This window comes from Enterobacter cloacae complex sp. AR_0002, from assembly GCF_001922365.1.
GTDB lineage: Bacteria > Pseudomonadota > Gammaproteobacteria > Enterobacterales > Enterobacteriaceae > Enterobacter > Enterobacter hormaechei_C.
In genome coordinates this window covers 3,996,572-4,019,032 of the sequence record NZ_CP018814.1, presented here as the reverse complement: position 1 = coordinate 4,019,032, position 22,461 = coordinate 3,996,572, and the positions used below count along the sequence as shown (strand labels likewise).

Below are 22,461 nucleotides of genomic sequence, written 5' to 3'. Positions count from 1 at the left end.
CTTATTTCTCGCTATCGACCAGGCCGCGGACAAACGCGCGCTGCATGGCTAAAACAATGACTACGGGTGGGATAAGGGTGAGCAGCATCGCCGCCATCACCTGGTTCCAGAGGGTGGTGCCTTCGCCGGTGGCGATCATGCCTTTGATGCCTGCCACGGCGGTGCCGAGGTTGACGTCCTGAACGATCAGCAGCGGCCACAGATACTGGTTCCAGCCGTAGATAAAGGTGATCACAAACAGCGCCGCGAGATTGGTTTTCGACAGCGGCAGCACGATGTCGCGGAAGAAGCGCATCGGCGAGGCCCCGTCGATGCGCGCGGCTTCAATCAGCTCATCCGGCAGGGTCATAAAGAACTGGCGGAACAGGAAGGTGGCGGTCGCCGAGGCCATCAGCGGCAGGGTTAAGCCCGCGTAGCTGTCGAGCATCTTCAGGTTGGCGATCACCTCCACCGTCGGGAAGATACGCACCTCCACCGGCAGCATCAGGGTAATGAAAATCATCCAGAAAAACAGGTTACGCAACGGAAAGCGGAACCAGACGATGGCGAAGGCCGAAAGCATCGACACGGTGATTTTGCCGACGGTGATGCCGAACGCCATGATGAAACTGTTGAGCATCATCAGCCAGAACGGCGCGCTGTTAGCGCCCACGCCCTGCGTCCAGATAGTCTTCATGTTCTCGAAAAGATGCGTGCCTGGGATCAGCGTCATTGGCGTGTCGAACACCGCTTTGGTGTCCAGCGTGGCGGCGACAAAGGCCACGTACAGTGGGAACAGGATGACGAGGATGCCCAGGATTAGCAGGGTATGGCTGAAAATCGTCAGCCCGCGACGGTTCTCAATCATTGGTAGCGCACCTTACTTTCGACATAGCGGAACTGCACCACCGTGAGGATGATGACGAGGAACATCAGCACGACCGACTGTGCAGCAGAGGCTGAGAGATCAAGCCCGGCAAAGCCCTCGCGGTAGATCTTGTAAATCAGCGTGGTGGTTGCCTGCACCGGGCCGCCCGCGGTGGCGGCGTCGATCACCGGGAAGGTGTCGAAGAAGGCGTACACCAGGTTCACCACCAGCAGGAAGAAACTCACCGGGGCGATCAGCGGCAGCGACAGCCGGAAGAAGCGGCGCACCGGCCCTGCGCCGTCGATGGCGGCGGCCTCCACCAGCGAACGCGGGATAGACTGTAGCGCGGCAAAGAAAAACAGGAAGTTATAGCTGATCTGCTTCCACACCGAGGCGAACACCACCAGGAACATCGCCTGACCGCTATTCTGGGCGTGGTTCCAGTCATAGCCAAACTCACCCAGGAAGTGGGTAATCAGCCCGCGGCCCGGGTTAAACAGGAAGATCCACAGCACGGCGGCCACGGCGGGAGCCACGGCGTAGGGCAGCAGCATCAGGGTCTGATACAGACGGCTGCCCCGTACTACGTAATCCACCAGCGCGGCGAAAAACAGCGACGCGACAAGACCGCTGACGGTGACCAGCGCGCTGAATTTGATCGTCGTCCAGAAGGAATCCAGGTAGTAGCTGTCGTGGAACAGCGCGGTAAAGTTGTCCAGCCCGACAAACTGGCTGGAAAGCCCGAACGGATCGACGCTTTGTACCGAGTACCACAGCGCTTCGCCCGCAGGCCAGATAAAGAAGATGACGGTGATGACCAGCTGCGGCGCGACCAGCAGGTACGGCAGCCAGCGGGAACGGAACACCGGACGGGATGATGACATAGGTTAGCTCAGGTTGGTTTCCCCTCACCCCGTCCCTCTCCCAAAGGGAGGGGGATATGTTCCCTCTCCCTTTGGGAGAGGGTTAGGGTGAGGGCAAAAAGATTAAGACTTCGTCGACTGCTCAAAGCGGCGCAGCAGCTGATTCCCGCGCTCTACCGCGGAATCCAGCGCCTGCTGTGGCGTTTTCTTCCCGGTCCACACGCTTTCCAGCTCTTCATCGACGATGGTGCGGATCTGCGGCATGTTGCCCAGACGCAGGCCTTTGGTGAACGGCAACGGCGGCTTGTTCAGCATCTGACGCGTCGCGATATCCGCGCCCGGGTTCTTGCTGTAGAAGCCCTGCTCGCGGGTCAGGTCGTACGCGGCTTTGGTGATCGGCAGGTAGCCGGTCTTCTGGTGCCACTCGGCGGCGTTTTCCGGCTTCGCCAGGAAGTCGAGGAACTCGGCCACGCCTTTGTAGGTGCCGTTGTCTTTACCCTGCATCACCCACAGGCTTGCCCCGCCGATGATGGCATTCTGCGGCGCGCCTTTGACGTCAGCGTCGTACGGCATCATGCCCACGCCGTAATTGAATTTGGCGTAGTGACGGATGTCTGCCAGCGAGCCAGATGAGGCGGTGGTAATGGCGCAGTCGCCGTTGTAGAACTTCTCGGTGGATTCGTCTTTACGCCCGAAGTAGCTGAAGTCGCCCTTCTTATTGAGTGCTTCCAGCAGCGCGATGTGCTTCACCTGCTCCGGCTTGTTGAACTCCAGCACCGCGTCGGTACCGTCGAAGCCGTTGTTTTTGGTGGCCACCGGCAGGCCGTGCCAGGCGCTGAAGTTTTCAATCTGGATCCAGCCCTGCCAGCCGCTGGCGTAGCCGCACTTCATCCCCGCCGCTTTCAGCTTCGCGGTGTATTCGGCCAGGTCCTGCCAGGTTTTTGGCGGCTGCTCCGGATCTAAACCGGCTTTCCTGAAGGCGTCTTTGTTGTAGTACAGCACCGGCGTGGAGCTGTTAAACGGCTGGGACAGCAGATGCCCGCTTTTGGAATCCGTGTAGTATCCCGCCACGGTTGGCACGAACTGGGACTCGTCAAAGTTAATGCCCGCCTCTTTGAACACCTCGTACACCGGCTTGATGGCTTTGGAGGCCATCATGGTCGCGGTGCCCACTTCATAAACCTGTAACAGCGCAGGCGCGTTACCGGTACGGAAGGCGGCGATGCCCGCGCTCAGGCTCTGCTCGTAGTTGCCTTTGTACACCGGCACAATTTTGTAATCCGGGTGGGTGTCGTTGAAACGTTGCGCCAGGGAGTCAACCTCTTTACCCAACTCCCCTTCCATGGAATGCCAGAACGGAATGGTCGTCACAGCTATTGCGTTCGTCGCAAAAGCCAGACCCAGTGCCAGACCCAAAGCTGTGTGTCGTAACGATGTCATTGTCATCTCTCTTATTGTGCCGGATGCGCGATATCACGCGTTTTATGCTCGCGAGGTAACATGACATGCTCGAATGACAGAAAAATAACTGTTTGTTTACAGACAGGTGACAGCCAGGCGTCAGAGGGATGATGGTTGTGTGAAGGGGTTTAGATGTTGGGTGCGGTCTGGTGCCCTCACCCCGGCCCTCTCCCAAAGGGAGAGGGAGAAAACACTAAAAAGGCAATTTGCGTTGCCTTTTTGCTTTTACCTATCCGCCCAGGTACGCGCTCCGCACCGCTTCGTTCGCCAGCAGCGCATCGCCGGTATCGGAGAGCACCACGCGCCCGTTCTCCAGCACATAGCCGCGGTCAGCGAGCTTCAGCGCCTGGTTGGCGTTCTGTTCGACGAGGAAGATGGTCATCCCCTCTTTGCGCAGCTGCTCAATGGTGTCGAAAATCTGCTGGATGATGATGGGCGCAAGACCGAGCGACGGTTCATCCAGCAACAGCAGACGCGGCTGGCTCATCAGCGCGCGGCCAATCGCCAGCATCTGTTGCTCGCCGCCGGACATGGTGCCCGCGCGCTGAATACGACGCTCCCACAGGCGCGGGAAGAGTTCGTACACCCACTTGATGCGGGTCTGGTATTCATCCCGGTGGGCGAAGAAACCGCCCATCGCCAGATTCTCTTCCACCGTCATGCGGGAGAATACACGACGCCCTTCCGGGACAATCGCCACCGCTTCACGCATGATTCTGGCGGTCTGCCAGTCGGTAATGTCTTTACCATCAAACACAATCCGCCCGCTGGTGGCGCGCGGGTCGCCGCACAGGGTGCCGAGCAGCGTGGTTTTGCCCGCGCCGTTAGCCCCAATCAGGGTGACGATTTCGCCCTGATTGATATGCAGGCTGACATCGTGCAGCGCCTGAATTTTGCCGTAGTGCGCGTTGACCTTGTCGAACGTTAACATCGCTTTTTCCATCTTATGCCTCACCAAGGTATGCGCGGATCACGTCCGGGTTGTTGCGGATCTCTTCCGGCGTGCCGTTTGCCAGCGGCGTGCCCTGGTTTACCACGTAGATACGGTCCGAAATGCCCATCACCAGCTTCATGTCATGCTCAATCAGCAGGATGGTGGTGTCGTGATGGTCGCGCAGCTCGGCAATCAGCTCGTCCAGCTCTTTGGTCTCTTTCGGATTGAGACCTGCCGCTGGTTCGTCGAGCATCAGGATCTCCGGCTGGGTCACCATGCAGCGCACGATCTCAAGGCGACGCTGATCCCCGTAAGCGAGGTTGCTCGCCTGACGGTTGGCGTGCTGGAGCAGGCCGATACGGTCGAGCCAGGTCGCGGCGCGATCGAGCGCCTCTTCCTGCGTGCGGCGGAAGGCCGGGGTTTTCAGCAGGCCGGAGAAGAGGCCGGTTTTCAGCTGCTGATGTTGCGCCACCAGCAGGTTCTCAATCACCGTCATCTCGCGGAACAGACGCACGTGCTGGAAGGTACGCACCACGCCCATGCGGGCAATCTGCTGGCCCGGCAGCCCTTCAAGATGCTGATCGCGCAGCATGATGGTGCCGCCCGTCGGCTTGTAGAAGCCGGTCAGGCAGTTGAAGACCGTGGTTTTTCCCGCGCCGTTCGGGCCAATCAGGGAGACAATCTCTTTCTTGTGCAGATCCAGATTCACATTGTTGACCGCCAGCAGGCCGCCAAAACGCATCATCAGGCCGTTAACGGATAATAAAGGCTTCATGCCTGCTCTCCTTTCGCCTGTGTGCGTTTCAGCTTCAACTGTGGACGGGTCATCGGCAGGAGACCCTGCGGACGCCAGATCATCATCAGCACCATCAAACCACCCAGCATTAACATACTGTATTCGTTAAAGTCGCGCATCAGCTCGCGGGAGACCACCAGCAGGATAGCCGCGAGGATCACGGCGAACTGCGAGCCCATTCCGCCGAGCACCACAATCGCCAGCACGAAGGCCGATTCGGCAAAGGTGAACGATTCCGGGCTGACGAAGCCCTGACGCGCGGCAAACAGCGTTCCGGCGAAACCGGCAAACGCGGCGCTGATGGTAAATGCGGTCAGCTTGATGCGGGTCGGGTTCAGGCCCAGGGAGCGGCAGGCGATCTCATCTTCGCGCAGCGCTTCCCACGCGCGACCCAGCGGCATGCGCAGCAGACGGTTGATCACAAACAGCGTAATCACCACCAGCAGCAGCGCCACCAGATAGAGCCAGATCACGCGGTCGGACGGATCGTATTTGATGCCAAAGAAGTTGCTGAAGGTATCCCAGCCGCCTTCGCGGGCGGTACGGCTGAACTCCAGGCCGAAGAAGGTCGGTTTCGGGATCTGGCTGATGCCGTTCGGACCGCCGGTCACCTCGGTATTGTTGAGCAGCAGGATACGGACGATTTCGCCGAAGCCTAAGGTCACAATCGCCAGGTAGTCACCGCGCAGGCGCAGCACCGGGAAGCCGAGCAGGAAGCCCGCCGCGGCAGAGACCAGCCCCGCAAGCGGCAGACAGGTCCAGAAGCCGAGGCCGTAATAGTGGTTCAGCAGCGCGAAGGTGTACGCGCCGATGGCGTAGAACCCGCCGTAGCCCAGCACCAGCAGGCCAGACAGCCCCACCACCACGTTCAGACCCAGCCCCAGAATCACGTAGATCATGGTCAGGGTGGCAATATCCACCGTCCCGCGCGATACCATAAACGGCCACGCCACGGCAGCCACCAGCAGCGCCACAAGGAACAGCTTCTGTTTCACGGTTGTACCGTCGATCGCCGGCAGGACGAATTTCGGCCCGGAGACGTTTTTCAGCGTCTTCTGGAACAGCGGACGCAGCAGCTGGAACAGGAACACCACAGCGGTGCCGATAAACACCCACTGCCAGCGGATGTCGGGGGCGGTATCCACCACCAGCTTCGTGCCGTCCAGCCCTAACTGGACGCCCATAAAGACGCCCGCCAGGACGAAGAACATGGCGGCAGAGAGCAGCGCCATCGCAAAATGCATCGGTTTCATACTTTCTCTACCTCCGGACGGCCCAGAATACCGGTAGGCATCACCAGCAGAACCAGAATCAGCAGGGCAAACGACACCACATCTTTATATTCGGTGCTCAGATACGCAGAGGAGAGCGCTTCGGCCACGCCCAAAATCAGGCCGCCGATCATCGCGCCCGGAATGCTGCCGATGCCGCCCAGTACCGCTGCGGTGAAGGCTTTCATCCCGGCCATAAAACCGATGTACGGGTTGATTACGCCGTAGAACTGACCGAGCAACACGCCAGCCACCGCCGCCATCGCTGCGCCGATCACGAAGGTCAGGGCAATCACGCGGTCGGTGTTGATCCCGAGCAGGCTCGCCATCTTCAGATCTTCCGCGCAGGCGCGGCAGGCGCGTCCCATGCGGGAGTAGCGGATGAACAGGGTCAGGGCCAGCATCGCAATAAAGGTCACAACCCAGATTACCAGCTGCATGGTGGTGACAGAGGCGGAGAAGTTTTCGCTGGCCCCCACAATCCACTGGCCGTTAAACAGGCTTGGCAGCGCCACGTCGCGTGAACCTTCAGTCAGGCTGACGTAGTTTTGCAGGAAAATGGACATCCCGATGGCGGAGATCAGCGCGATCAGGCGCTTGGAGCTGCGCACCGGTCGGTAGGCTACCCGTTCGATACTCCAGCCGTAGGCGCTGGCGATCACAATCGCGCCGACAAACCCTGCGGCCACCAGCAGCCAGCTGCTGTCGATGCCCATCATCATCAGCGCGGCGATGATCATAAAGGAGACGTAGCTACCGATCATGTACACCTCGCCGTGGGCGAAGTTAATCATGCCGATAATGCCGTAAACCATCGTGTAGCCGATGGCGATCAGCGCGTAGGTGCTTCCCAGCGTGACGCCGTTAAACATCTGCTGCAAAAAGTAGAGAAACTGCTCGGACATATGCAAACCTTTTTATACCCGCCCGGTGAGCCGGGCGGTGGGATGATTATCTGGCGACCGAGGACGAACCGTCGGCGTGCCACTTAAAGACACCAAATTCAAATCCCTTCAGATCGCCTTTCTCATCCCAGTTCAGCGGCCCAATCACGGTGTTCGCCCCGTGCGCTTTTAAATCTTTCACCAGATCCAGCGGTTCTTTGCTGCCGGTACGGTCCAGCGCGGTGGCCAGAGACTGCACGGCCGCGTAGGTGATCCAGACGTACGGACCACTTGGATCTTTCTTCTGCGCCTTGAGCGCATCCACGATAACCTTATTCGCCGGATCCTGGTCATAGCGTTTTGGCATCGTCACCAGCATGCCTTCGGCAGAATCCCCCGCGATGTTGGACAGGGAGGCATTGCCCACGCCCTCTGGCCCCATGAACTGGGTTTTCAGGCCGGTGGCGCGCGCCTGGCGCAGCATCTGCCCCATTTCCGGGTAGTAGCCGCCGTAGTAAACGAAGTCGATATTCTCTTTTTGCAGGCGGGCGATCAGCGCGGAGAAGTCTTTTTCACCGGCGGTAATGCCGTCGAAGAAGACGATGTTCGCCCCGCCTTTTTTCAGGCCGTCCTGTACGGAACGCGCCAGGCCTTCGCCGTACTGCTGTTTATCATGAATGATGGCGATACGCTGCGGCTTAACGGTTTCGAGGATGTATTTGGCGGCGGTTGGCCCCTGAGAGGAGTCCAGACCGGCGGTACGCATGATGTGCTGGTAGCCGCGCTGGGTCAGTTCCGGGTTGGTGGCGCCCGGGGTGATCATCAGAATGCCTTCGTCTTCGTAGATATCAGACGCAGGCTGCGTGGAAGAGGAACACAGGTGCCCTATGACGTACTGGATACCGTCGTTAACAATTTTGTTGGCGACCGCGACGGCCTGTTTTGGATCGCAGGCGTCGTCATACTCCACGCCCACCAGCTTGTCGCCTTTGATCCCGCCTTTGGCGTTGATATCTTTGATGGCCTGACGCGCGCCGTTGAACTCCATGTCACCCCACTGGGCAACAGGGCCGGACATCGCCCCCACTACCGCAACTTTAATGTCGTCTGCCATAGCGGCATGCGAGATCGACAGTGCGACCATCCCCGCGATTAACGTCTTCGCGTTCCTTTTCATCTCTGAATCCCCATTCGTGATGTCGTGTTTATATTTTGTTTTATTATGGTTAAAAAGCATTCTGTACTTTTAATGAACAACGCTATTTTTACCAGTGCCTTTAATGGTTTAGCGCAGTTTTTTGTCAAAAACCAGACTAATATCTCTATTTTTCAGGCGATTAAGCAAAGATAATATTCTGAAATCAGGCGGAGATAAACAAATAAAAGCGCAGTTGGCAGCATAAAATAACGGTACAAAGCGCCGAATAAATCACTGCCCTTCAGGTTAAAATTCTGCTTATTTTTCGATCCATGTGTTTTCAAACTGCGCATTACGCTGTCAAAAAACTAATCACCTGGTAAATGGGAAGAAAAAGAGAAAGCGCCTGAGCAAATAAATTGAGTACACTGGCCCTACTCTTTTTGATTTGGACAAGCAGCTAATGAAACTGACTATCGTGCGTCTGGTGACCTTTAGCGACCAGGATCATATCGACCTGGGCAAGATCTGGCCGGAATATTCCCCTTCATCGCTGGCCGTCGATGAAAACCACCGCATCTATGCCGCGCGTTTTAATGAACGTCTGCTGGCCGCCGTCCGCGTAACGCTGAGCGGCACGGAAGGGGCGCTGGACTCCCTGCGCGTGCGCGACGTGACCCGTCGTCGCGGGGTCGGGCAGTATTTGATTGAAGAGGTGATCCGCGAAAACCCGAGCGTAACCTCCTGGTGGATGGCCGACGTGGGCGTGGAGGATCGCGGCGTGATGGCAGCGTTTATGCAGGCGTTAGGGTTTACGGCGCAGTCGAACGGGTGGGAGAAGCGCTAGATCTGTGCGGCCTGATACCCTCACCCCGGCCCTCTCCCTAAGGGAGAGGGAGAAAACCGGGTAATCCCCTCTCCCCGTGGGAGAGGGTTAGGGTGAGGGCATCAACCCGCACCAGCATTATTTGGCATCAGTAGCAGTGCCATTGGCATGCCAGTCAAACACGCCGAACTCGAAGCCCTTCAGGTCGCCCTTCTCATCCCAGGACAGCGGTCCCATCACGGTTTCCACCGAGTTCGCTTTCAGCCAGGTGGCAATCTCCGCCGGATCGGCTGACTGGTTCAGGCCCGCTTGCAGAGACTGCAACGCTGCGTAGGTGGTCCAGACGAACGCACCGCTTGGATCCTGTTTCTTCGCCTTGATGGCATCGACAACAGGTTTGTTCGCAGGCACCTGGTCGTAGTTCTTCGGCTTGGTCACCAGCAGACCTTCAGCGGATTCACCCGCGATGTTAGACAGGGAAACGTTCGCGACACCTTCTGGCCCCATGAACTGCGTCTTCAGACCCGCCGCACGCGCCTGACGCAGGATCTGCCCCATTTCCGGGTGGTAGCCGCCGTAGTAAACGAAATCGATATTTTCCTTCTTCAGACGCGCGACCAGGGTCGAGAAGTCTTTCTCACCGGCGGTGATACCGTCAAAGAACACCACGTTGGCGTTCGCTTTTTTCAGGTTATCCTGCACCGCACGGGCCAGGCCTTCGCCGTACTGCTGTTTGTCATGAACAATCGCGATGCGCTGCGGCTTCACTTTTTCCACGATGTATTTCGCGGCGGTTGGCCCCTGATCGGAGTCCAGACCGGTGGTACGCAGGATCAGCTTATAGCCGCGCGCGGTCAGCTCTGGCGCCGTCGCGGCCGGCGTGATCATCAGAATGCCTTCGTCTTCGTAGATGTCAGACGCGGGCTGGGTGGAAGAGGAGCACAGGTGACCAATAACGTATTTGATCCCGTCGTTTACCACTTTGTTCGCCACCGCGACCGCCTGTTTCGGGTCACAGGCATCGTCATATTTTACGATTTGCAGCTTTTCGCCCTTGATGCCGCCCTTAGCATTAATGTCTGCAACCGCCTGTTCCGCGCCCGTAAATTCCTGGTCGCCGTACTGTGCTACCGGACCGGACATTGCGCCCACCACGGCCACTTTAATATCGGCCTGCGCCATGGCGCTGAATGCCAACGCGATACATCCTGCCAGTAACGCTTTACCCTTCATGTTCATCCTGAGATTCCCCATTATTATGGTTATAACGATTGTTGTGATGTTGTTGTGTAGCGCTTTATTTCAGTTATAGGCGTGCTGTTCGCGCTTTTTCAGCATACTCTGCTAAAACATACCCCATTTTTATGATTTTGGAATAGCTAATTTGAAATGAAAATATGATAATCCCGGCCTTCATTTCAGCCGGGCTTTTGGCTTTATCGTGTCAGCGAGGCGGAAATAATATCCAGCGCTTTACGAAACTGCGCTTCGGAGATGGTGAGTGGGTAGAGGAAGCGAATAACGTTGCCGTAAACGCCGCAGCTCAAAAGCAGCAGCCCTTCGTTCAACGCGCGCTCCTGAACCTGACGGGTAAATTCCGGCGACGGCTGTCCGGTGTGCGGATCGGTAAATTCCACCGCCACCATCGACCCCTGCCCACGGATATCGGCGATATACGGACAGCCATCCTTCGCTTTATTCAGCACCTCGACCAGATGATGCCCGAGATGCGCCGCGCGGGTGCAGAGATCGTCCTCGTCAATCACATCCAGCACCGCATGGGCCGCCGCAATCGCCAGCGGGTTACCTGCGTAGGTTCCGCCAAGTCCGCCCGGGGCCGGCGCATCCATTACCTCCGCCCGGCCAGAGACGGCAGAGAGCGGCATCCCGCCCGCCAGGCTTTTCGCCATAGTGATCAGATCGGGCTTCACGCAGTGGTTTTCCATGGAGAACAGCTTGCCGGTACGGGCGAAGCCGGTTTGCACTTCGTCGGCAATCAGTAAAATCCCGTGGGTATCGCACAGGGCACGCAGCGCCTGCATAAAATCAGCGGGCGCGACGTTGAATCCGCCCTCGCCCTGAACCGGTTCAATAATGATTGCCGCCACCTGATCGGGCGCGATATCGGCTTTGAAGATGCGCTCCAGGCTTTTTAACGCTTCGGCGGTACTGACGCCGTGCAGGCTGTTAGGGAATTGCGCGTGGTACACCGAGCCGGGGAACGGGCCGAAGCCGAGCTTATAGGGCGCCACTTTGCCGGTCAGCGCCATGGTCATAAAGGTACGGCCGTGGAACGCGCCGCCGAAGGTGATAAGGCCGGAACGTCTGGTGTACGCGCGGGCGATTTTCACCGCGTTTTCGACCGCTTCCGCCCCCGTTGAGAAGAAGGCGGTTTTGGCTGGCCCCTCTATGGGTACGCGCTGGTTGATGCGCTCGGCAAGCGATACATAGCCTTCATAAGGGACGATTTGATAAGCGGTATGGGTAAAGGCGTGAAGCTGTTTTTCGACGGCGGCGATAACTTTAGGATGGCGATGCCCGGTATTCAGCACGGCGATCCCGGCGGCAAAATCAATATACTCGTTACCTTCCACGTCCCACACCGTGGCGTTTTCGGCTTTATCGGCATAGAAGTTACACATGACGCCGATACCGCGCGGCGTCGCCTGTAAACGCCGGTCGTTCAGTTCGTTATTTTTCACCCTGTCACCCTCTGAAAGTCGCCTGCTTAGCGCATCAGTAAGTGTTTGCCAGGGGCAGGGAATTCGCCAGAGCGGGCGCTAAAAAAACAAAACCCCCAGACTCTCATCCAGGGGTTCTCGGTGTACTTCGCGAAAATTACGCTTCGATAGCGGCGCGAAGTTTTTTCATGGCGTTCTTTTCAAGCTGACGCACACGTTCAGCGGAGACGCCGTAGCGGTCGGCCAGTTCCTGCAACGTGGACTTGTTATCTTCGTCCAGCCAGCGGGCACGGATGATATCCTGGCTACGCTCGTCTAGGCCTTCCATCGCGAAGGTCAGCTTGTTCGCCGCCTGGTCTTCCCAGTTATCCTCTTCAATGCCGTCAGCAAAGTTAGAGGTTTTATCCTGTAGATACAGAACCGGGGCCATCGGCTGGCTGTCGGACGCGTCATCGTCGGCAGACATATCAAACGTCATGTCCTGAGCGGCCATACGGGATTCCATCTCGCGGACGTCTTTGCTGGAAACGCCCAGCTCGCGCGCCACCATTTCCACTTCATCCTGATTGAACCAGCCCAGACGCTGCTTGGTTTTACGCAGGTTGAAGAACAGTTTGCGCTGCGCTTTCGTCGTGGCGACTTTCACAATACGCCAGTTACGCAGGACGTATTCGTGAATTTCCGCTTTGATCCAGTGCACGGCGAAGGAGACGAGTCGCACACCCACTTCCGGGTTAAAGCGACGTACCGCCTTCATCAGGCCAATATTACCTTCCTGAATCAGGTCCGCCTGCGGCAGGCCGTAGCCCGCATAATTACGAGCAACGTGAACAACAAAGCGCAGGTGAGACAGGATCAGCGTTTTAGCTGCTTCCAGATCGCCCTGGTAATGCAGCTTTTCAGCAAGCTCCTTTTCTTCCTCAGCCGTTAACATCGGCCAGGTGTTCGCAGCCCGGATGTAAGATTCCAGGTTACCAACAGGGGCTAAAGCTAAAGTTTGCATTTCTTTGGTCATTCATTCCTCTCAATGTTTCTTCTGGTCCAGGTTGTCCCCGTCAGGCAACAACCATGCCAAAGCGTTTGAGCAACGAGATTAGCATTCACTCTTTTATCAGACAGTGATTTTATCCACAAGTTCCAGGTGGAACAGTGAATAAATTACGCACAAAATGTGACATGAAGATGATTACAGGGGAAGAGACAACAGGGACGCTTTCCCTGCAAGCGAACATCTCGGTGCAGGGAAAGATTATATCACGCTTTTATTAGTCGGGAGTAAAGTGGCGTAAATGTTGAACCGTTGCCAGCCATGCCGCCACCCAGCCGATCATGGAGCACACCAGCAGTAACAGCAGGCACTCATCGAAACCTAAACCACTGATATCAAACTTAGTTCCGAAAACCTGCGCCACCTCGGTGACTGCTGACGACAGCCGCATCACCAAAATTTCTGACAATATCAATGAAAGAAATGCACCAGAAAAACCTAATAACGCGCCGCCGTAAAGGAACGGGCGGAGGATGAAACCATCCGTTGCGCCAATCAGTTTCTGCACGTTGATGGTATCGCGACGGGCGAAGATGCTCAGGCGCACGCTGTTACCGATGACGAGGAACACCGCCGCCACCATCAGCACGCCGATCATCGCCGACACGCGTCCTACCAGCCCGGTCAGGGCGGCAAGACGGGCAAACCAGCTGTCGTCCATGCGCACTTCATCAATCCCGTTAATGCGGGTAATGCGGTCGCGCAGGGTGTTGAGCGAATCCGTGCCCTGGAAATCGAGTTTCGGGATCACCACCGCCACCGCGGGCAGCGGGTTCTCTTCAAGCATATCCAGCGCGCCGCCGAATCCGGACCAGTTGCGGAACTCACCCAGCGCTTCATCGCGGGAAAGATAGTTCACCTTCTCCACGCCCTGCTCGGCCTGAATCTGCCCCACCACCTGAGCCGCCGCGTTATCGTCGAGGGCTTTATCCAGATAAACGGTGATCTGCGGCGACGGATAGTACTGGGACGCCGCCTGGTTTACGTTTTTGTAAACCATGTAGCAGACGCTGGGCAGCGTCAGGGAGATGGCAATCACCATCACCGTCAGGAACGTCGCCAGCGGTTTGCTTTTCAGATCCTGCAACGCGCCCTGGAAGGCATACCGCACCTGCTCGTTAAAGACGTTGGTTTTGCGGGAGTTCGGTTTCGGTGTCGCTTTGGCACGCTTAGGCGCATTGCGATTGCCGTCACCACCGCCCTGAGGCTTGCGGAAACGGTCAAACCGGTTGCTGAACTGCCGAATCTGGTTCATTGCATCACGCTTATTCACCGTGGCCTCCGTGCAAATGCCCGTCGCTCAGGGTCAGCATGCGGTACGAACGGCGGGAGATCAGCCCCATGTCGTGCGTCGCCATCAGTACCGTGACCCCCACGCGGTTAAATTCCTCAAACAGACGCAGGATCCCTTCAGAGAGGGCATCGTCCAGGTTACCGGTCGGTTCATCCGCCAGCAAAACGGCAGGCTTGTTCACCACCGCACGGGCGATACCCACGCGCTGCTGCTCACCGCCGGAGAGCTGGATCGGGAAGTTCTTCGCTTTGTCCAGCAGCCCGACCTTATCCAGCGCCGCCGAAACGCGACGGCGGATATCATCGTAACTGGCGCCGGCAATAATCAGCGGGATCGCGACGTTATCGAAAACCGTGCGATCCATCAGCAGGTGGTGATCCTGAAAAATCATGCCAATCTGACGACGCAGGAACGGCACTTCACGGTTCTTAAGACGGCTAATTTCATGGCCGCTGAACCAGATTTTACCGGCGCTTGGCCGCTCGATCCCACAGATCAGCTTGAGCAGGGTACTTTTCCCCGCGCCGGAATGGCCGGTCAGGAATGCCATCTCGCCTGGCTGGAGGTGGAATGTCACCCCCTGTAGCGCTTGTCTCCCGCCGAGATAGGCCTTGCTGACGTGTTCAAAGCGAATCATTGTTAGTCCTCTCGGGCAAATAGTGCCTCAATAAAGTCGTCCGCTTTAAACGGACGTAAATCCTCAATACGCTCGCCCACACCGATGTAACGGATAGGAATGCCGAACTGGTCGGCCACGGAGAAGATCACCCCGCCTTTCGCGGTGCCGTCCAGCTTGGTCAGCGTGATCCCGGTCAGTCCTACCGCTTCATGGAACAGCTTCGCCTGGCTGATGGCGTTCTGTCCGGTGCTGGCGTCGATAGTCAGCATAATTTCATGCGGTGCATCTTCGTCCAGCTTCTTCATGACGCGAACGATTTTCTTCAGCTCTTCCATCAGGTGCGATTTGTTCTGCAAACGCCCCGCGGTATCCGCAATCAGCACGTCCACGTTACGCGACTTCGCCGCCTGGATGGCATCGAAAATCACGGACGCGGAATCCGCGCCGGTGTGCTGAGCAATGACCGGAATATTGTTGCGCTGGCCCCACACCTGGAGCTGTTCCACCGCTGCCGCACGGAAGGTATCGCCCGCCGCCAGCATCACCGATTTGCCCTGCTGCTCAAACTGGCGCGCCAGCTTGCCGATGGTGGTGGTTTTACCCACGCCGTTGACGCCAACCATCAGGATAACAAACGGCATTTTGCCTTCAATATTAAGCGGTTCGTCAACTTTTGCGAGAATTTCACCCATCTCGTCTTTCAGCAGGCCGTACAGCGCCTCGGCGTCGCGCAGCTGTTTGCGGCTCGCCCCTTCGGTCAGGTTGGCGATGATCTTACGGGTAGTTTCCACGCCCACGTCCGCAATCAGCAACTGCTCTTCCAGCTCTTCAAACAGATCGTCGTCGATCTTTTTGCCGCGGAAAAGACTGATAAATCCGGAACCTAAGTTTTCTTTGGTTTTGAGCAGGCTGCGCTTCAGGCGCGCGAAGAAACCTTCTTTTGTCGGTTTTTCCTGCTCCTGAACGATCTCTTCTTCGGCCTGCTCTTCCACCGGTACGACGATGACCGCTTCTTCAGCCGCTTCCGCCGCCAGCGCCTGGGCTTCCAGCTCTTCGTCGGTCAGCTCTGGCTCAAGGACCGCTTCTTCTTCCACCGCCTCAACAATTTCAACGGTTTCCGCTTCGGCCAGCCACTCTTCGGCAGAAACCTCTTCAGCTTTAACCTCTTCGGGCAGCGGCAGCGCTTCGTGTTCGATAGCGGCCTGCGGCGCTTCGGTAAGGGTTTCAACGATAACCGGCTCTGGCTTCTCGCTCTCCTGAACCTGCTCAGTGACCTCAACCACCTCTTCAGCAAAGGATTCAATCTCTTCTTTGCTGTGCGCTGGCTCTTCCGCTTCGACAACCGCAGCGGTTTCGACAGGCGTTTCAGGCTGTGACTGCTCTTCTACAACCTGCTGTTCTTCGGTTTTCTGTTCTGTTTCTTGCTCTTTTTCACCGAAACCCAACCAGGAAAAGAAGCCACGTTTTTTTTGTTTTGCCATCTGCGACTACACTCCTCGCGGCGCTATATACAGGGAAGCTAAAAAAATGATGAAATAGTCTAACACTTTACTTAATTGACATCACCGCCCGCAATCGCAGGGCAATGGTTAACAGAGCTTTCCTGAGATGAAGAAACCCACCCGCGCCCCGGCCGGTCAAATTCGCATTATCGGCGGTCAGTGGCGAGGCCGGAAATTACCGGTGCCGGACAGCCCCGGTTTACGCCCCACCACGGACCGCGTTCGCGAGACGCTGTTTAACTGGCTCGCCCCGTCTATGGTAGACGCCAACTGCCTGGACTGCTTCGCCGGAAGCGGTGCATTAGGGCTGGAAGCGCTGTCGCGCTATGCTGCCAGCGCCACGCTGCTGGAGATGGAGCGCGGCGTCGCGCAGACGTTGCAGCAAAATTTGGCTACGCTGAAGGCAACCAACGCCAAAGTGGTGAATACCAACACGCTGAGCTTCCTCGCCCAACAGGGGACGCCGTACAACGTGGTGTTTGTTGACCCGCCGTTCCGTAAAGGGCTGCTGGAAGAGACGCTATCCCTGCTGGAGCAAAATGGTTGGCTTGCGGATGACGCGCTGATTTACGTTGAAAGCGAAGTGGAAAATGGTCTGCCGCCCGTTCCCGTTCACTGGGATCTGCACCGCGAGAAGGTCGCCGGCCAGGTGGCTTATCGTCTGTATCACCGTCAGGCACAAGGAGGATCCGATGCCAGTACTGATTAACGTAGGGCGCTTGCTGATGCTGGGCGTCTGGGCATTTTTGATTTTGAATCTGGTGCACCCGTTCCCGCGTCCGCTGAATATCTTCATTAACGTGGCGCTGATTTTTACCGCGTTCATGCATGCCTTACAGATGGTGATGCTGAAAAACGGACTGCCGAAAGATAGCCCACCGATGACCGGCTGGCAGCAGCTGCGGGTGTTTATTTTCGGCGTATTTGAGCTGCTGGTGTGGATGAAGAAGTTTAAGGCGCAGGTGAAGAAGTAAGGTGCGGTGTGATGCCCTCACCCTAACCCTCTCCCACTGGGAGAGGGGACCGATCGCGCATTATTCAGCCCTAAAACCTACAAAACGCGACCCTTTATAGCTCAGCGTGCCTTTCTCTCCCACCGTCAGCTGATGGTACTGCTGCGCCTCCAGGCGGAAGGTCATCTCCAGCCCGCCGGTTTCCGGCTTAAAGCTCGCTTCATAGCGCATCGTTGTGCCCGCAGGCGTCACCTGCTGCTGGCGGGAGCGGCGGTCGTTAAGCGGCTTCTCACGCTTGTTCGTCACCACCACGCGCTTTTGCATCAGCGGCGCGGCGTCATTGTCGGCCTTCTCACGGCGCTGCTGCACGAAGCGAAACGAGGCAGCAATGACGATAATCGCCACTACGATAATGAAAAACAGCGGCATCTTGCTCATTGAAAAATCCCATCAGATTATGCGGAATTCAGGATACCTCGCCTGCCCCGGCATTGCCAAACGCCCGCTCGCGTCACTACACTGGATCAGGAACTGATCATTCAGCCTCAACAGTTACAGGGAGTTAATATGCTTTGGTCATTTATCGCTGTCTGTTTTTCCGCATGGCTTTACGTCGATGCGTCCTACCGTGGCCCAGCCTGGCAGCGCTGGTTATTTAAACCCGTCACGCTATTACTCCTGCTGTTGCTTGCCTGGCAGGCCCCGATGTTTAACGCCGTTAGCTATCTTGTCCTCGCGGGGCTGTGTGCTTCCCTGATTGGCGATGCCTTAACCTTGCTGCCGCGTCAGCGCCTGCTGTACGCCGTGGGGGCGTTCTTCCTGTCACATCTGCTCTATACCATCTACTTTGCCAGCCAGATGACGCTCTCCTTCTTCTGGCCGCTGCCGCTGGTGCTGCTGGTGATTGGCGCCCTGCTGATCGCGGTGATCTGGTCGCGTCTGGAAGAGATGCGTCTCCCGGTCTGTACGTTTATCGCTATGACGCTGGTGATGGTGTGGCTGGCGGGCGAGCTGTGGTTCTTCCGTCCGACCGCTCCGGCAATGTCTGCGTTCTTCGGTGCCGCACTGTTGCTGTTGGGTAATATCGTCTGGCTGGGCAGCCACTATCGCCGCCGCTTCCGTGCGGATAATGCGATTTCCGCCGCCTGTTACTTTGCCGGACACTTCCTGATTGTGCGTTCGCTGTATATCTAAATAACGCTTGACTCTGGAGTCGACTCCAGAGTGTATGCTGCGGTTAATGAGAAAATTATCATTACCGGAGACTGCCATGTCGACTCCAGAAACACCTAAAAAAGTTCCCCAATTCTTGGCACTTAAGCTCAGCCCGGTTCCGCCAAAAGAGGACTGCTGCTGCGAGGGCGCGTGCGAAACCCGGACCGAAGCGCTGCTTGGAAGCGGCAATCACTACAGCTGGGTGGTCAACGGCATGGACTGCGCGGCCTGCGCTCGCAAAGTGGAAAACGCGGTGAAGCAGGTGCCAGGCGTGAATCACGTTCAGGTGCTGTTCGCTACCGAAAAGCTGCTGGTCAGCGCCGAAAACGACGTCAGCAGACAGGTTGAAGCCGCCGTCAGCAAAGCGGGTTATACCCTGCGCAGCGAAACGGCGCCCGCAGAAAAAACGTCCCCGCTAAAAGAAAATCTGCCCCTTATCACCCTCATCATCATGATGGCCCTGAGCTGGGGGCTGGAGCAGATCAACCACCCATTCGGCAACCTGGCGTTTATCGCCACCACGCTGGTTGGCCTGTTCCCGATTGCGCGTCAGGCACTGCGTCTGATGAGAAGCGGCAGCTGGTTTGCCATCGAAACGCTGATGAGCGTGGCGGCTATCGGGGCGCTGTTTATTGGCGCGACGGCGGAAGCGGCGATGGTGCTGCTGCTGTTCTTAATTGGCGAACGCCTTGAGGGCTGGGCGGCGAGCCGGGCGCGTAAAGGGGTGAGCGCGCTGATGGCGCTGAAGCCGGAAACCGCCACGCGGGTTATTGATGGTCAGCGTGAAACGGTCGCCATCAACACCCTGCGCCCGGGCGACGTGATTGAAGTGCCCGCAGGCGGACGCCTGCCAGCCGATGGGGCCCTCGTTACTGCCACCGCAAGTTTTGACGAAAGTGCCCTGACCGGGGAATCCATCCCGGTAGCGCGCGCGGCGGGTGAAAAGGTGCCTGCGGGCGCCACCAGCGTCGACCGACTGGTGCAGTTGACGGTCCTTTCCGAACCGGGCGACAGCGCCATCGACCGCATCCTCAGGCTGATTGAAGAGGCCGAGGAGCGCCGCGCGCCGGTAGAACGCTTTATCGATCGCTTCAGCCGGATTTACACCCCCGCCATCATGCTGGTGGCGCTGCTGGTCACCGTCGTCCCGCCGCTGTGCTTCGGCGCGCCGTGGGAGGGCTGGATTTACAAAGGGCTGACGCTGCTGCTGATAGGCTGTCCGTGTGCACTGGTGATCTCCACCCCGGCGGCGATTACCTCAGGGCTGGCGGCAGCGGCACGTCGCGGGGCGTTGATTAAGGGCGGCGCGGCGCTGGAACAACTGAGCCAGATTCAGCACATCGCCTTCGACAAAACCGGCACGCTGACGGTCGGCAAGCCGCAGGTAACCGGCGTGTATCCGCAGGATGTCAGTGAAGACGATCTGCTGACGCTGGCCGCCGCCGTGGAGCAAGGCTCCACTCACCCGCTGGCGCAGGCGATTGTGCGAGAAGCGCAGTCGCGCGGGCTGAACATCCCTCCGGCAACCGCCCAGCGAGCGCTGGTCGGGTCAGGGATTGAGGCTGTGGTCGAAGGCAAAAAAGTGCTGATTGCCGCGGCGGACTCGCGCTCTACTCCACAGGTTGAGGCGCTGGAGCAGGCCGGGCAGACGGTCGTTGCCGTGATGCAGGACGGTGTACCGATGGGCATGCTGGCGCTGCGCGACACCCTGCGCGACGATGCGAAAGACGCCGTCGACGCGCTGCACAGGCTGGGAGTACAGGGCGTGATCCTGACCGGCGATAATCCGCGCGCGGCGGCGGCGATTGCCGGTGAGCTGGGGCTGGCGTTTAAGGCCGGATTGCTGCCTGCGGATAAAGTCAGCGCGGTAACCGAGCTGAAAAGTAACGCCCCGCTGGCGATGGTCGGGGACGGGATAAACGATGCCCCGGCAATGAAAGCTTCCACCATCGGCATTGCGATGGGCAGCGGCACCGACGTGGCGCTGGAGACCGCCGACGCGGCGCTGACGCACAACCGCCTGACCGGGCTGGCGCAGATGATAGATCTTGCGCGGGCGACGCGCGCCAATATTCGGCAGAACATCGGCATTGCGCTGGGTCTGAAGGGGATTTTCCTGGTCACCACGCTGCTCGGCATGACCGGACTGTGGCTGGCGGTACTGGCGGATACGGGGGCGACGGTGCTGGTTACGGCGAACGCGTTGCGGCTGTTGCGCCAAAGGTAAAAGTGAAACGGCAACCGGGTTGCCGTTTCTCGTGTTTGCCCCCTCTCCCTGCGGGAGAGGGCCGGGGTGAGGGCATCAGGCCGCACGCATCACTGCATCCCTAGCAGCCCCGGCAACCACAATGAAATCGCCGGGATGTACGTCACCATCCCCAGCACCACCAGCAACATACCGTAAAACGGCAGCATCGCCCGCACCACGTGCTCGATCTTCTGCTTACTCACCGCGCTCGCCACAAACAGCACCGATCCGACCGGCGGCGTGATCAGCCCAATCCCCAGGTTCACCATCATGATCATCCCGAAATGCACCGGGTCGATCCCCAGCGAGTTGGTCACCGGCAGCAGCACCGGGGTCAGGATCAGGATGATCGGCGCCATGTCCATCAGCGTGCCAATCAGCAGCAGCATGATATTGAGGTACATCAGGATCACGTATTTGTTATCGGAGAGCGACGTGAAGAATTCGGTGATGCGCATCGGCAGCTGCATGTAGGTCATTACCGCGCCAAACGCCGCGGCAAAGCCAATCAAAATCATCACGATGGTGACGGTTTTCACCGTGCGGCACATCAGCTTCGGCAGTTCGCTCCATTTATAGTCGCGGTAGATAAACATGGTGACGAAAAACGCCCACAGGCAGGCCACGGCGGCAGATTCGGTCGCCGTGAATATCCCGGACAAGATCCCGCCGAGGATAATCACCACCGTCATCAGCCCCCACAGGGCATCGAGCATGATTTTCAGCGCCTGCCTGAACGGGATTTTGTCCCCCTTCGGATAGCCGCGCTTGCGGGCGAAGCACAGGCAGAGCACCATCAGGCTCACGCCCAGCAGCAGGCCCGGCAGCACGCCCGCGATAAACAGCGTGGCGATGGAAACCGTTCCCCCTGCCGCCAGGGAGTAAATCACCGAGTTGTGGCTGGGCGGGATCAGGATCGCCTGCACCGACCCGCTGGCCGTCACCGCCGCCGCGTATTCACGCGGATAGCCCTTCTTCTCCATCTCCGGGATCATCACGCTGCCAATAGACGCCGTATCCGCCACCGACGAGCCGGAAATCGCGCCGAAGAACGTTGATGCCACGATGTTCACCAGCGACAGCCCGCCGCGAATAAAGCCGACAAAAACGTACGCGAAGTTAACCAGCCGTCGGGCAATGCCCCCTTCCGCCATGATCGCCCCGGCAAGAATGAAGAACGGGATCGCCAGCAGGGTAAATTTATTCACTCCACTGGTGATCTGGATCATCAGCGCCTCCAGCGGCAGGTCAATCCACAGCGCGCCCGCCACGGCGCTTAAGCCGACGGCGAAGGCCACCGGCATCCCCAGCGCCAGCAAAATGGCGAGGGTGAATAACAAAACAAAAGCATCCATTGTTCACCCCTTAACTGTGATTGCCGATCAGCACGACCGGACGGTTTTCCTGCGAGCCAAACAGCAGGCGTTCAAGCACAAACAGGATCAAAATGGCCGACCCGACAGGCAGCGGCAGATAGCTTTCGCCGGAGGTCAGGAGCGGAAACTCCGCCACCGGCTGCTCCCACAGCTCGACGCACAGCCAGTAGCTGTACCAGCACATCAGGCCGGAGATGAGCAGCATCAGCAGATCTACCACTCGCGCGCACACTCTTTGCAGCGACGCGGGCAGGCGGTCGGTGAGCATGTTGACCGCGATATGCGACCCGGCGCGATAGCTCACCGCCGCGCCGATAAAGGTAAACGTCACCATGCAGATAATGGCGATCGGCTCCGGCCAGGATTCGCCGCGATTGAGCACATAGCGAGAGAAGATGCCAATGGGGATCACAATCGTCATCACCAGTAGCGAGAGACCCGCCAACACCATGGCGAGCAGGTACAGACGGTCCATCCACTTCAGGTAGAGTTCGGACATACGTAC

22 protein-coding genes are annotated in these 22,461 nt (G+C 58.0%); 5 read left to right on the top strand and 17 right to left on the bottom strand.

Annotation, left to right across the window (positions count from 1 at the left end; genetic code table 11):
- Position 1: 1 nt before the first annotated feature.
- The 8 genes from ugpE to livK all read right to left on the bottom strand — a co-directional run bounded on the left by ugpE (position 2) and on the right by livK (position 8,233).
- Positions 2-847: a sn-glycerol-3-phosphate ABC transporter permease UgpE gene (gene ugpE / locus AM329_RS19830; RefSeq protein WP_023314971.1), complete on the bottom strand. Its 846-nt coding sequence runs from the start codon at positions 845-847 to the stop codon at positions 2-4.
- Complete coding sequence (ugpA, locus tag AM329_RS19825) at positions 844-1,731, bottom strand: sn-glycerol-3-phosphate ABC transporter permease UgpA (protein ID WP_003861551.1); 888 nt, start codon at positions 1,729-1,731, stop codon at positions 844-846. Before ugpA ends, ugpE begins: the two co-directional genes overlap by 4 nt.
- 102 nt (positions 1,732-1,833) lie before the next feature.
- Positions 1,834-3,150, bottom strand: coding sequence for a sn-glycerol-3-phosphate ABC transporter substrate-binding protein UgpB (gene ugpB / locus AM329_RS19820; RefSeq protein ID WP_032608060.1), 1,317 nt, complete (start codon positions 3,148-3,150; stop codon positions 1,834-1,836).
- Positions 3,151-3,400: 250 nt separating this feature from the next.
- A complete protein-coding gene (gene livF, locus AM329_RS19815; protein ID WP_022651964.1) occupies positions 3,401-4,114 on the bottom strand; it encodes a high-affinity branched-chain amino acid ABC transporter ATP-binding protein LivF in 714 nt (237 codons plus the stop codon).
- A 1-nt stretch (position 4,115) separates the two neighbouring features.
- Positions 4,116-4,880, bottom strand: coding sequence for a high-affinity branched-chain amino acid ABC transporter ATP-binding protein LivG (livG, locus tag AM329_RS19810; RefSeq protein ID WP_003861544.1), 765 nt, complete (start codon positions 4,878-4,880; stop codon positions 4,116-4,118).
- Positions 4,877-6,154 carry a high-affinity branched-chain amino acid ABC transporter permease LivM gene (locus AM329_RS19805; RefSeq protein ID WP_003861542.1) on the bottom strand — a complete coding sequence of 426 codons (1,278 nt, stop codon included), beginning with the start codon at positions 6,152-6,154 and terminating at the stop codon, positions 4,877-4,879. The genes livG and AM329_RS19805 overlap by 4 nt, the downstream gene beginning before the upstream one ends.
- Positions 6,151-7,077 carry a high-affinity branched-chain amino acid ABC transporter permease LivH gene (gene livH / locus AM329_RS19800; protein ID WP_003861540.1) on the bottom strand — a complete coding sequence of 309 codons (927 nt, stop codon included), beginning with the start codon at positions 7,075-7,077 and terminating at the stop codon, positions 6,151-6,153. The genes AM329_RS19805 and livH overlap by 4 nt, the downstream gene beginning before the upstream one ends.
- 46 nt (positions 7,078-7,123) lie before the next feature.
- Positions 7,124-8,233 (bottom strand): high-affinity branched-chain amino acid ABC transporter substrate-binding protein LivK, encoded by a 1,110-nt coding sequence (gene livK / locus AM329_RS19795; protein ID WP_003861537.1) that lies wholly within the window; start codon positions 8,231-8,233, stop codon positions 7,124-7,126.
- Positions 8,234-8,657: 424 nt separating this feature from the next.
- On the opposite strand from livK, the gene panM reads away from it, so the two are divergent.
- Positions 8,658-9,041: an aspartate 1-decarboxylase autocleavage activator PanM gene (gene panM / locus AM329_RS19780; RefSeq protein ID WP_023314973.1), complete on the top strand. Its 384-nt coding sequence runs from the start codon at positions 8,658-8,660 to the stop codon at positions 9,039-9,041.
- Between the two features lie 117 nt (positions 9,042-9,158).
- On the opposite strand, the gene livJ is transcribed toward panM, so the two are convergent.
- From livJ to ftsY, 6 genes are all read right to left on the bottom strand, one after another.
- On the bottom strand, positions 9,159-10,259 hold the full coding sequence (livJ, locus tag AM329_RS19775; RefSeq protein ID WP_003861530.1) for a branched chain amino acid ABC transporter substrate-binding protein LivJ: 1,101 nt from the start codon (positions 10,257-10,259) through the stop codon (positions 9,159-9,161).
- Positions 10,260-10,456: 197 nt separating this feature from the next.
- Positions 10,457-11,722 (bottom strand): 4-aminobutyrate--2-oxoglutarate transaminase, encoded by a 1,266-nt coding sequence (locus AM329_RS19770; RefSeq protein ID WP_032608065.1) that lies wholly within the window; start codon positions 11,720-11,722, stop codon positions 10,457-10,459.
- A 136-nt stretch (positions 11,723-11,858) separates the two neighbouring features.
- Entirely contained in the window at positions 11,859-12,716 is an 858-nt protein-coding gene (gene rpoH / locus AM329_RS19765) for an RNA polymerase sigma factor RpoH (protein ID WP_000159624.1), read from the bottom strand.
- Between the two features lie 250 nt (positions 12,717-12,966).
- Positions 12,967-14,022 carry a permease-like cell division protein FtsX gene (ftsX, locus tag AM329_RS19755; RefSeq protein WP_003861527.1) on the bottom strand — a complete coding sequence of 352 codons (1,056 nt, stop codon included), beginning with the start codon at positions 14,020-14,022 and terminating at the stop codon, positions 12,967-12,969.
- Positions 14,015-14,680, bottom strand: a complete 666-nt coding sequence (gene ftsE / locus AM329_RS19750; protein WP_006812284.1) for a cell division ATP-binding protein FtsE — start codon at positions 14,678-14,680, stop codon at positions 14,015-14,017. The genes ftsX and ftsE overlap by 8 nt, the downstream gene beginning before the upstream one ends.
- Positions 14,681-14,682: 2 nt before the next feature.
- A complete protein-coding gene (gene ftsY, locus AM329_RS19745) occupies positions 14,683-16,143 on the bottom strand; it encodes a signal recognition particle-docking protein FtsY (RefSeq protein ID WP_022651969.1) in 1,461 nt (486 codons plus the stop codon).
- A 127-nt stretch (positions 16,144-16,270) separates the two neighbouring features.
- On the opposite strand from ftsY, the gene rsmD reads away from it, so the two are divergent.
- Positions 16,271-16,873 (top strand): 16S rRNA (guanine(966)-N(2))-methyltransferase, encoded by a 603-nt coding sequence (gene rsmD / locus AM329_RS19740; RefSeq protein ID WP_003861523.1) that lies wholly within the window; start codon positions 16,271-16,273, stop codon positions 16,871-16,873.
- Entirely contained in the window at positions 16,857-17,138 is a 282-nt protein-coding gene (locus tag AM329_RS19735; RefSeq protein ID WP_022649670.1) for a DUF1145 family protein, read from the top strand. The genes rsmD and AM329_RS19735 overlap by 17 nt, the downstream gene beginning before the upstream one ends.
- Positions 17,139-17,198: 60 nt before the next feature.
- Here AM329_RS19735 and AM329_RS19730 read toward each other — a convergent pair whose 3' ends face one another.
- Positions 17,199-17,555 (bottom strand): DUF2500 domain-containing protein, encoded by a 357-nt coding sequence (locus tag AM329_RS19730; protein ID WP_003861518.1) that lies wholly within the window; start codon positions 17,553-17,555, stop codon positions 17,199-17,201.
- A gap of 129 nt (positions 17,556-17,684) precedes the next feature.
- Here AM329_RS19730 and AM329_RS19725 point away from each other — a divergent pair, with 129 nt between their 5' ends.
- Positions 17,685-18,311, top strand: a complete 627-nt coding sequence (locus AM329_RS19725; protein WP_003861515.1) for a lysoplasmalogenase — start codon at positions 17,685-17,687, stop codon at positions 18,309-18,311.
- A gap of 76 nt (positions 18,312-18,387) precedes the next feature.
- The gene (gene zntA, locus AM329_RS19720) at positions 18,388-20,559 is read left to right on the top strand and encodes a Zn(II)/Cd(II)/Pb(II) translocating P-type ATPase ZntA (RefSeq protein WP_032608066.1); all 2,172 of its coding nucleotides are present in this window, start codon (positions 18,388-18,390) and stop codon (positions 20,557-20,559) included.
- Between the two features lie 89 nt (positions 20,560-20,648).
- On the opposite strand, the gene AM329_RS19715 is transcribed toward zntA, so the two are convergent.
- Together AM329_RS19715 and AM329_RS19710 are read right to left on the bottom strand one after the other, a co-directional pair.
- The gene (locus AM329_RS19715; protein ID WP_003861280.1) at positions 20,649-21,935 is read right to left on the bottom strand and encodes a TRAP transporter large permease; all 1,287 of its coding nucleotides are present in this window, start codon (positions 21,933-21,935) and stop codon (positions 20,649-20,651) included.
- 10 nt (positions 21,936-21,945) lie between these two features.
- Positions 21,946-22,455, bottom strand: a complete 510-nt coding sequence (locus AM329_RS19710) for a TRAP transporter small permease (protein WP_032103648.1) — start codon at positions 22,453-22,455, stop codon at positions 21,946-21,948.
- Positions 22,456-22,461 lie beyond the last annotated feature (6 nt).

What these genes read in the sequence shown, in the direction of transcription:
- ugpE (WP_023314971.1), bottom strand. Translation starts at nt 847, where the DNA reads ATGATTGAGAACCGTCGCGGGCTGACGATTTTCAGCCATACCCTGCTA.
- ugpA (WP_003861551.1), bottom strand. Translation starts at nt 1,731, where the DNA reads ATGTCATCATCCCGTCCGGTGTTCCGTTCCCGCTGGCTGCCGTACCTG.
- ugpB (WP_032608060.1), bottom strand. Translation starts at nt 3,150, where the DNA reads ATGACATCGTTACGACACACAGCTTTGGGTCTGGCACTGGGTCTGGCT.
- livF (WP_022651964.1), bottom strand. Translation starts at nt 4,114, where the DNA reads ATGGAAAAAGCGATGTTAACGTTCGACAAGGTCAACGCGCACTACGGC.
- livG (WP_003861544.1), bottom strand. Translation starts at nt 4,880, where the DNA reads ATGAAGCCTTTATTATCCGTTAACGGCCTGATGATGCGTTTTGGCGGC.
- AM329_RS19805 (WP_003861542.1), bottom strand. Translation starts at nt 6,154, where the DNA reads ATGAAACCGATGCATTTTGCGATGGCGCTGCTCTCTGCCGCCATGTTC.
- livH (WP_003861540.1), bottom strand. Translation starts at nt 7,077, where the DNA reads ATGTCCGAGCAGTTTCTCTACTTTTTGCAGCAGATGTTTAACGGCGTC.
- livK (WP_003861537.1), bottom strand. Translation starts at nt 8,233, where the DNA reads ATGAAAAGGAACGCGAAGACGTTAATCGCGGGGATGGTCGCACTGTCG.
- panM (WP_023314973.1), top strand. Translation starts at nt 8,658, where the DNA reads ATGAAACTGACTATCGTGCGTCTGGTGACCTTTAGCGACCAGGATCAT.
- livJ (WP_003861530.1), bottom strand. Translation starts at nt 10,259, where the DNA reads ATGAACATGAAGGGTAAAGCGTTACTGGCAGGATGTATCGCGTTGGCA.
- rpoH (WP_000159624.1), bottom strand. Translation starts at nt 12,716, where the DNA reads ATGACCAAAGAAATGCAAACTTTAGCTTTAGCCCCTGTTGGTAACCTG.
- ftsE (WP_006812284.1), bottom strand. Translation starts at nt 14,680, where the DNA reads ATGATTCGCTTTGAACACGTCAGCAAGGCCTATCTCGGCGGGAGACAA.
- ftsY (WP_022651969.1), bottom strand. Translation starts at nt 16,143, where the DNA reads ATGGCAAAACAAAAAAAACGTGGCTTCTTTTCCTGGTTGGGTTTCGGT.
- rsmD (WP_003861523.1), top strand. Translation starts at nt 16,271, where the DNA reads ATGAAGAAACCCACCCGCGCCCCGGCCGGTCAAATTCGCATTATCGGC.
- AM329_RS19735 (WP_022649670.1), top strand. Translation starts at nt 16,857, where the DNA reads ATGCCAGTACTGATTAACGTAGGGCGCTTGCTGATGCTGGGCGTCTGG.
- AM329_RS19730 (WP_003861518.1), bottom strand. Translation starts at nt 17,555, where the DNA reads ATGAGCAAGATGCCGCTGTTTTTCATTATCGTAGTGGCGATTATCGTC.
- AM329_RS19725 (WP_003861515.1), top strand. Translation starts at nt 17,685, where the DNA reads ATGCTTTGGTCATTTATCGCTGTCTGTTTTTCCGCATGGCTTTACGTC.
- zntA (WP_032608066.1), top strand. Translation starts at nt 18,388, where the DNA reads ATGTCGACTCCAGAAACACCTAAAAAAGTTCCCCAATTCTTGGCACTT.
- AM329_RS19715 (WP_003861280.1), bottom strand. Translation starts at nt 21,935, where the DNA reads ATGGATGCTTTTGTTTTGTTATTCACCCTCGCCATTTTGCTGGCGCTG.
- AM329_RS19710 (WP_032103648.1), bottom strand. Translation starts at nt 22,455, where the DNA reads ATGTCCGAACTCTACCTGAAGTGGATGGACCGTCTGTACCTGCTCGCC.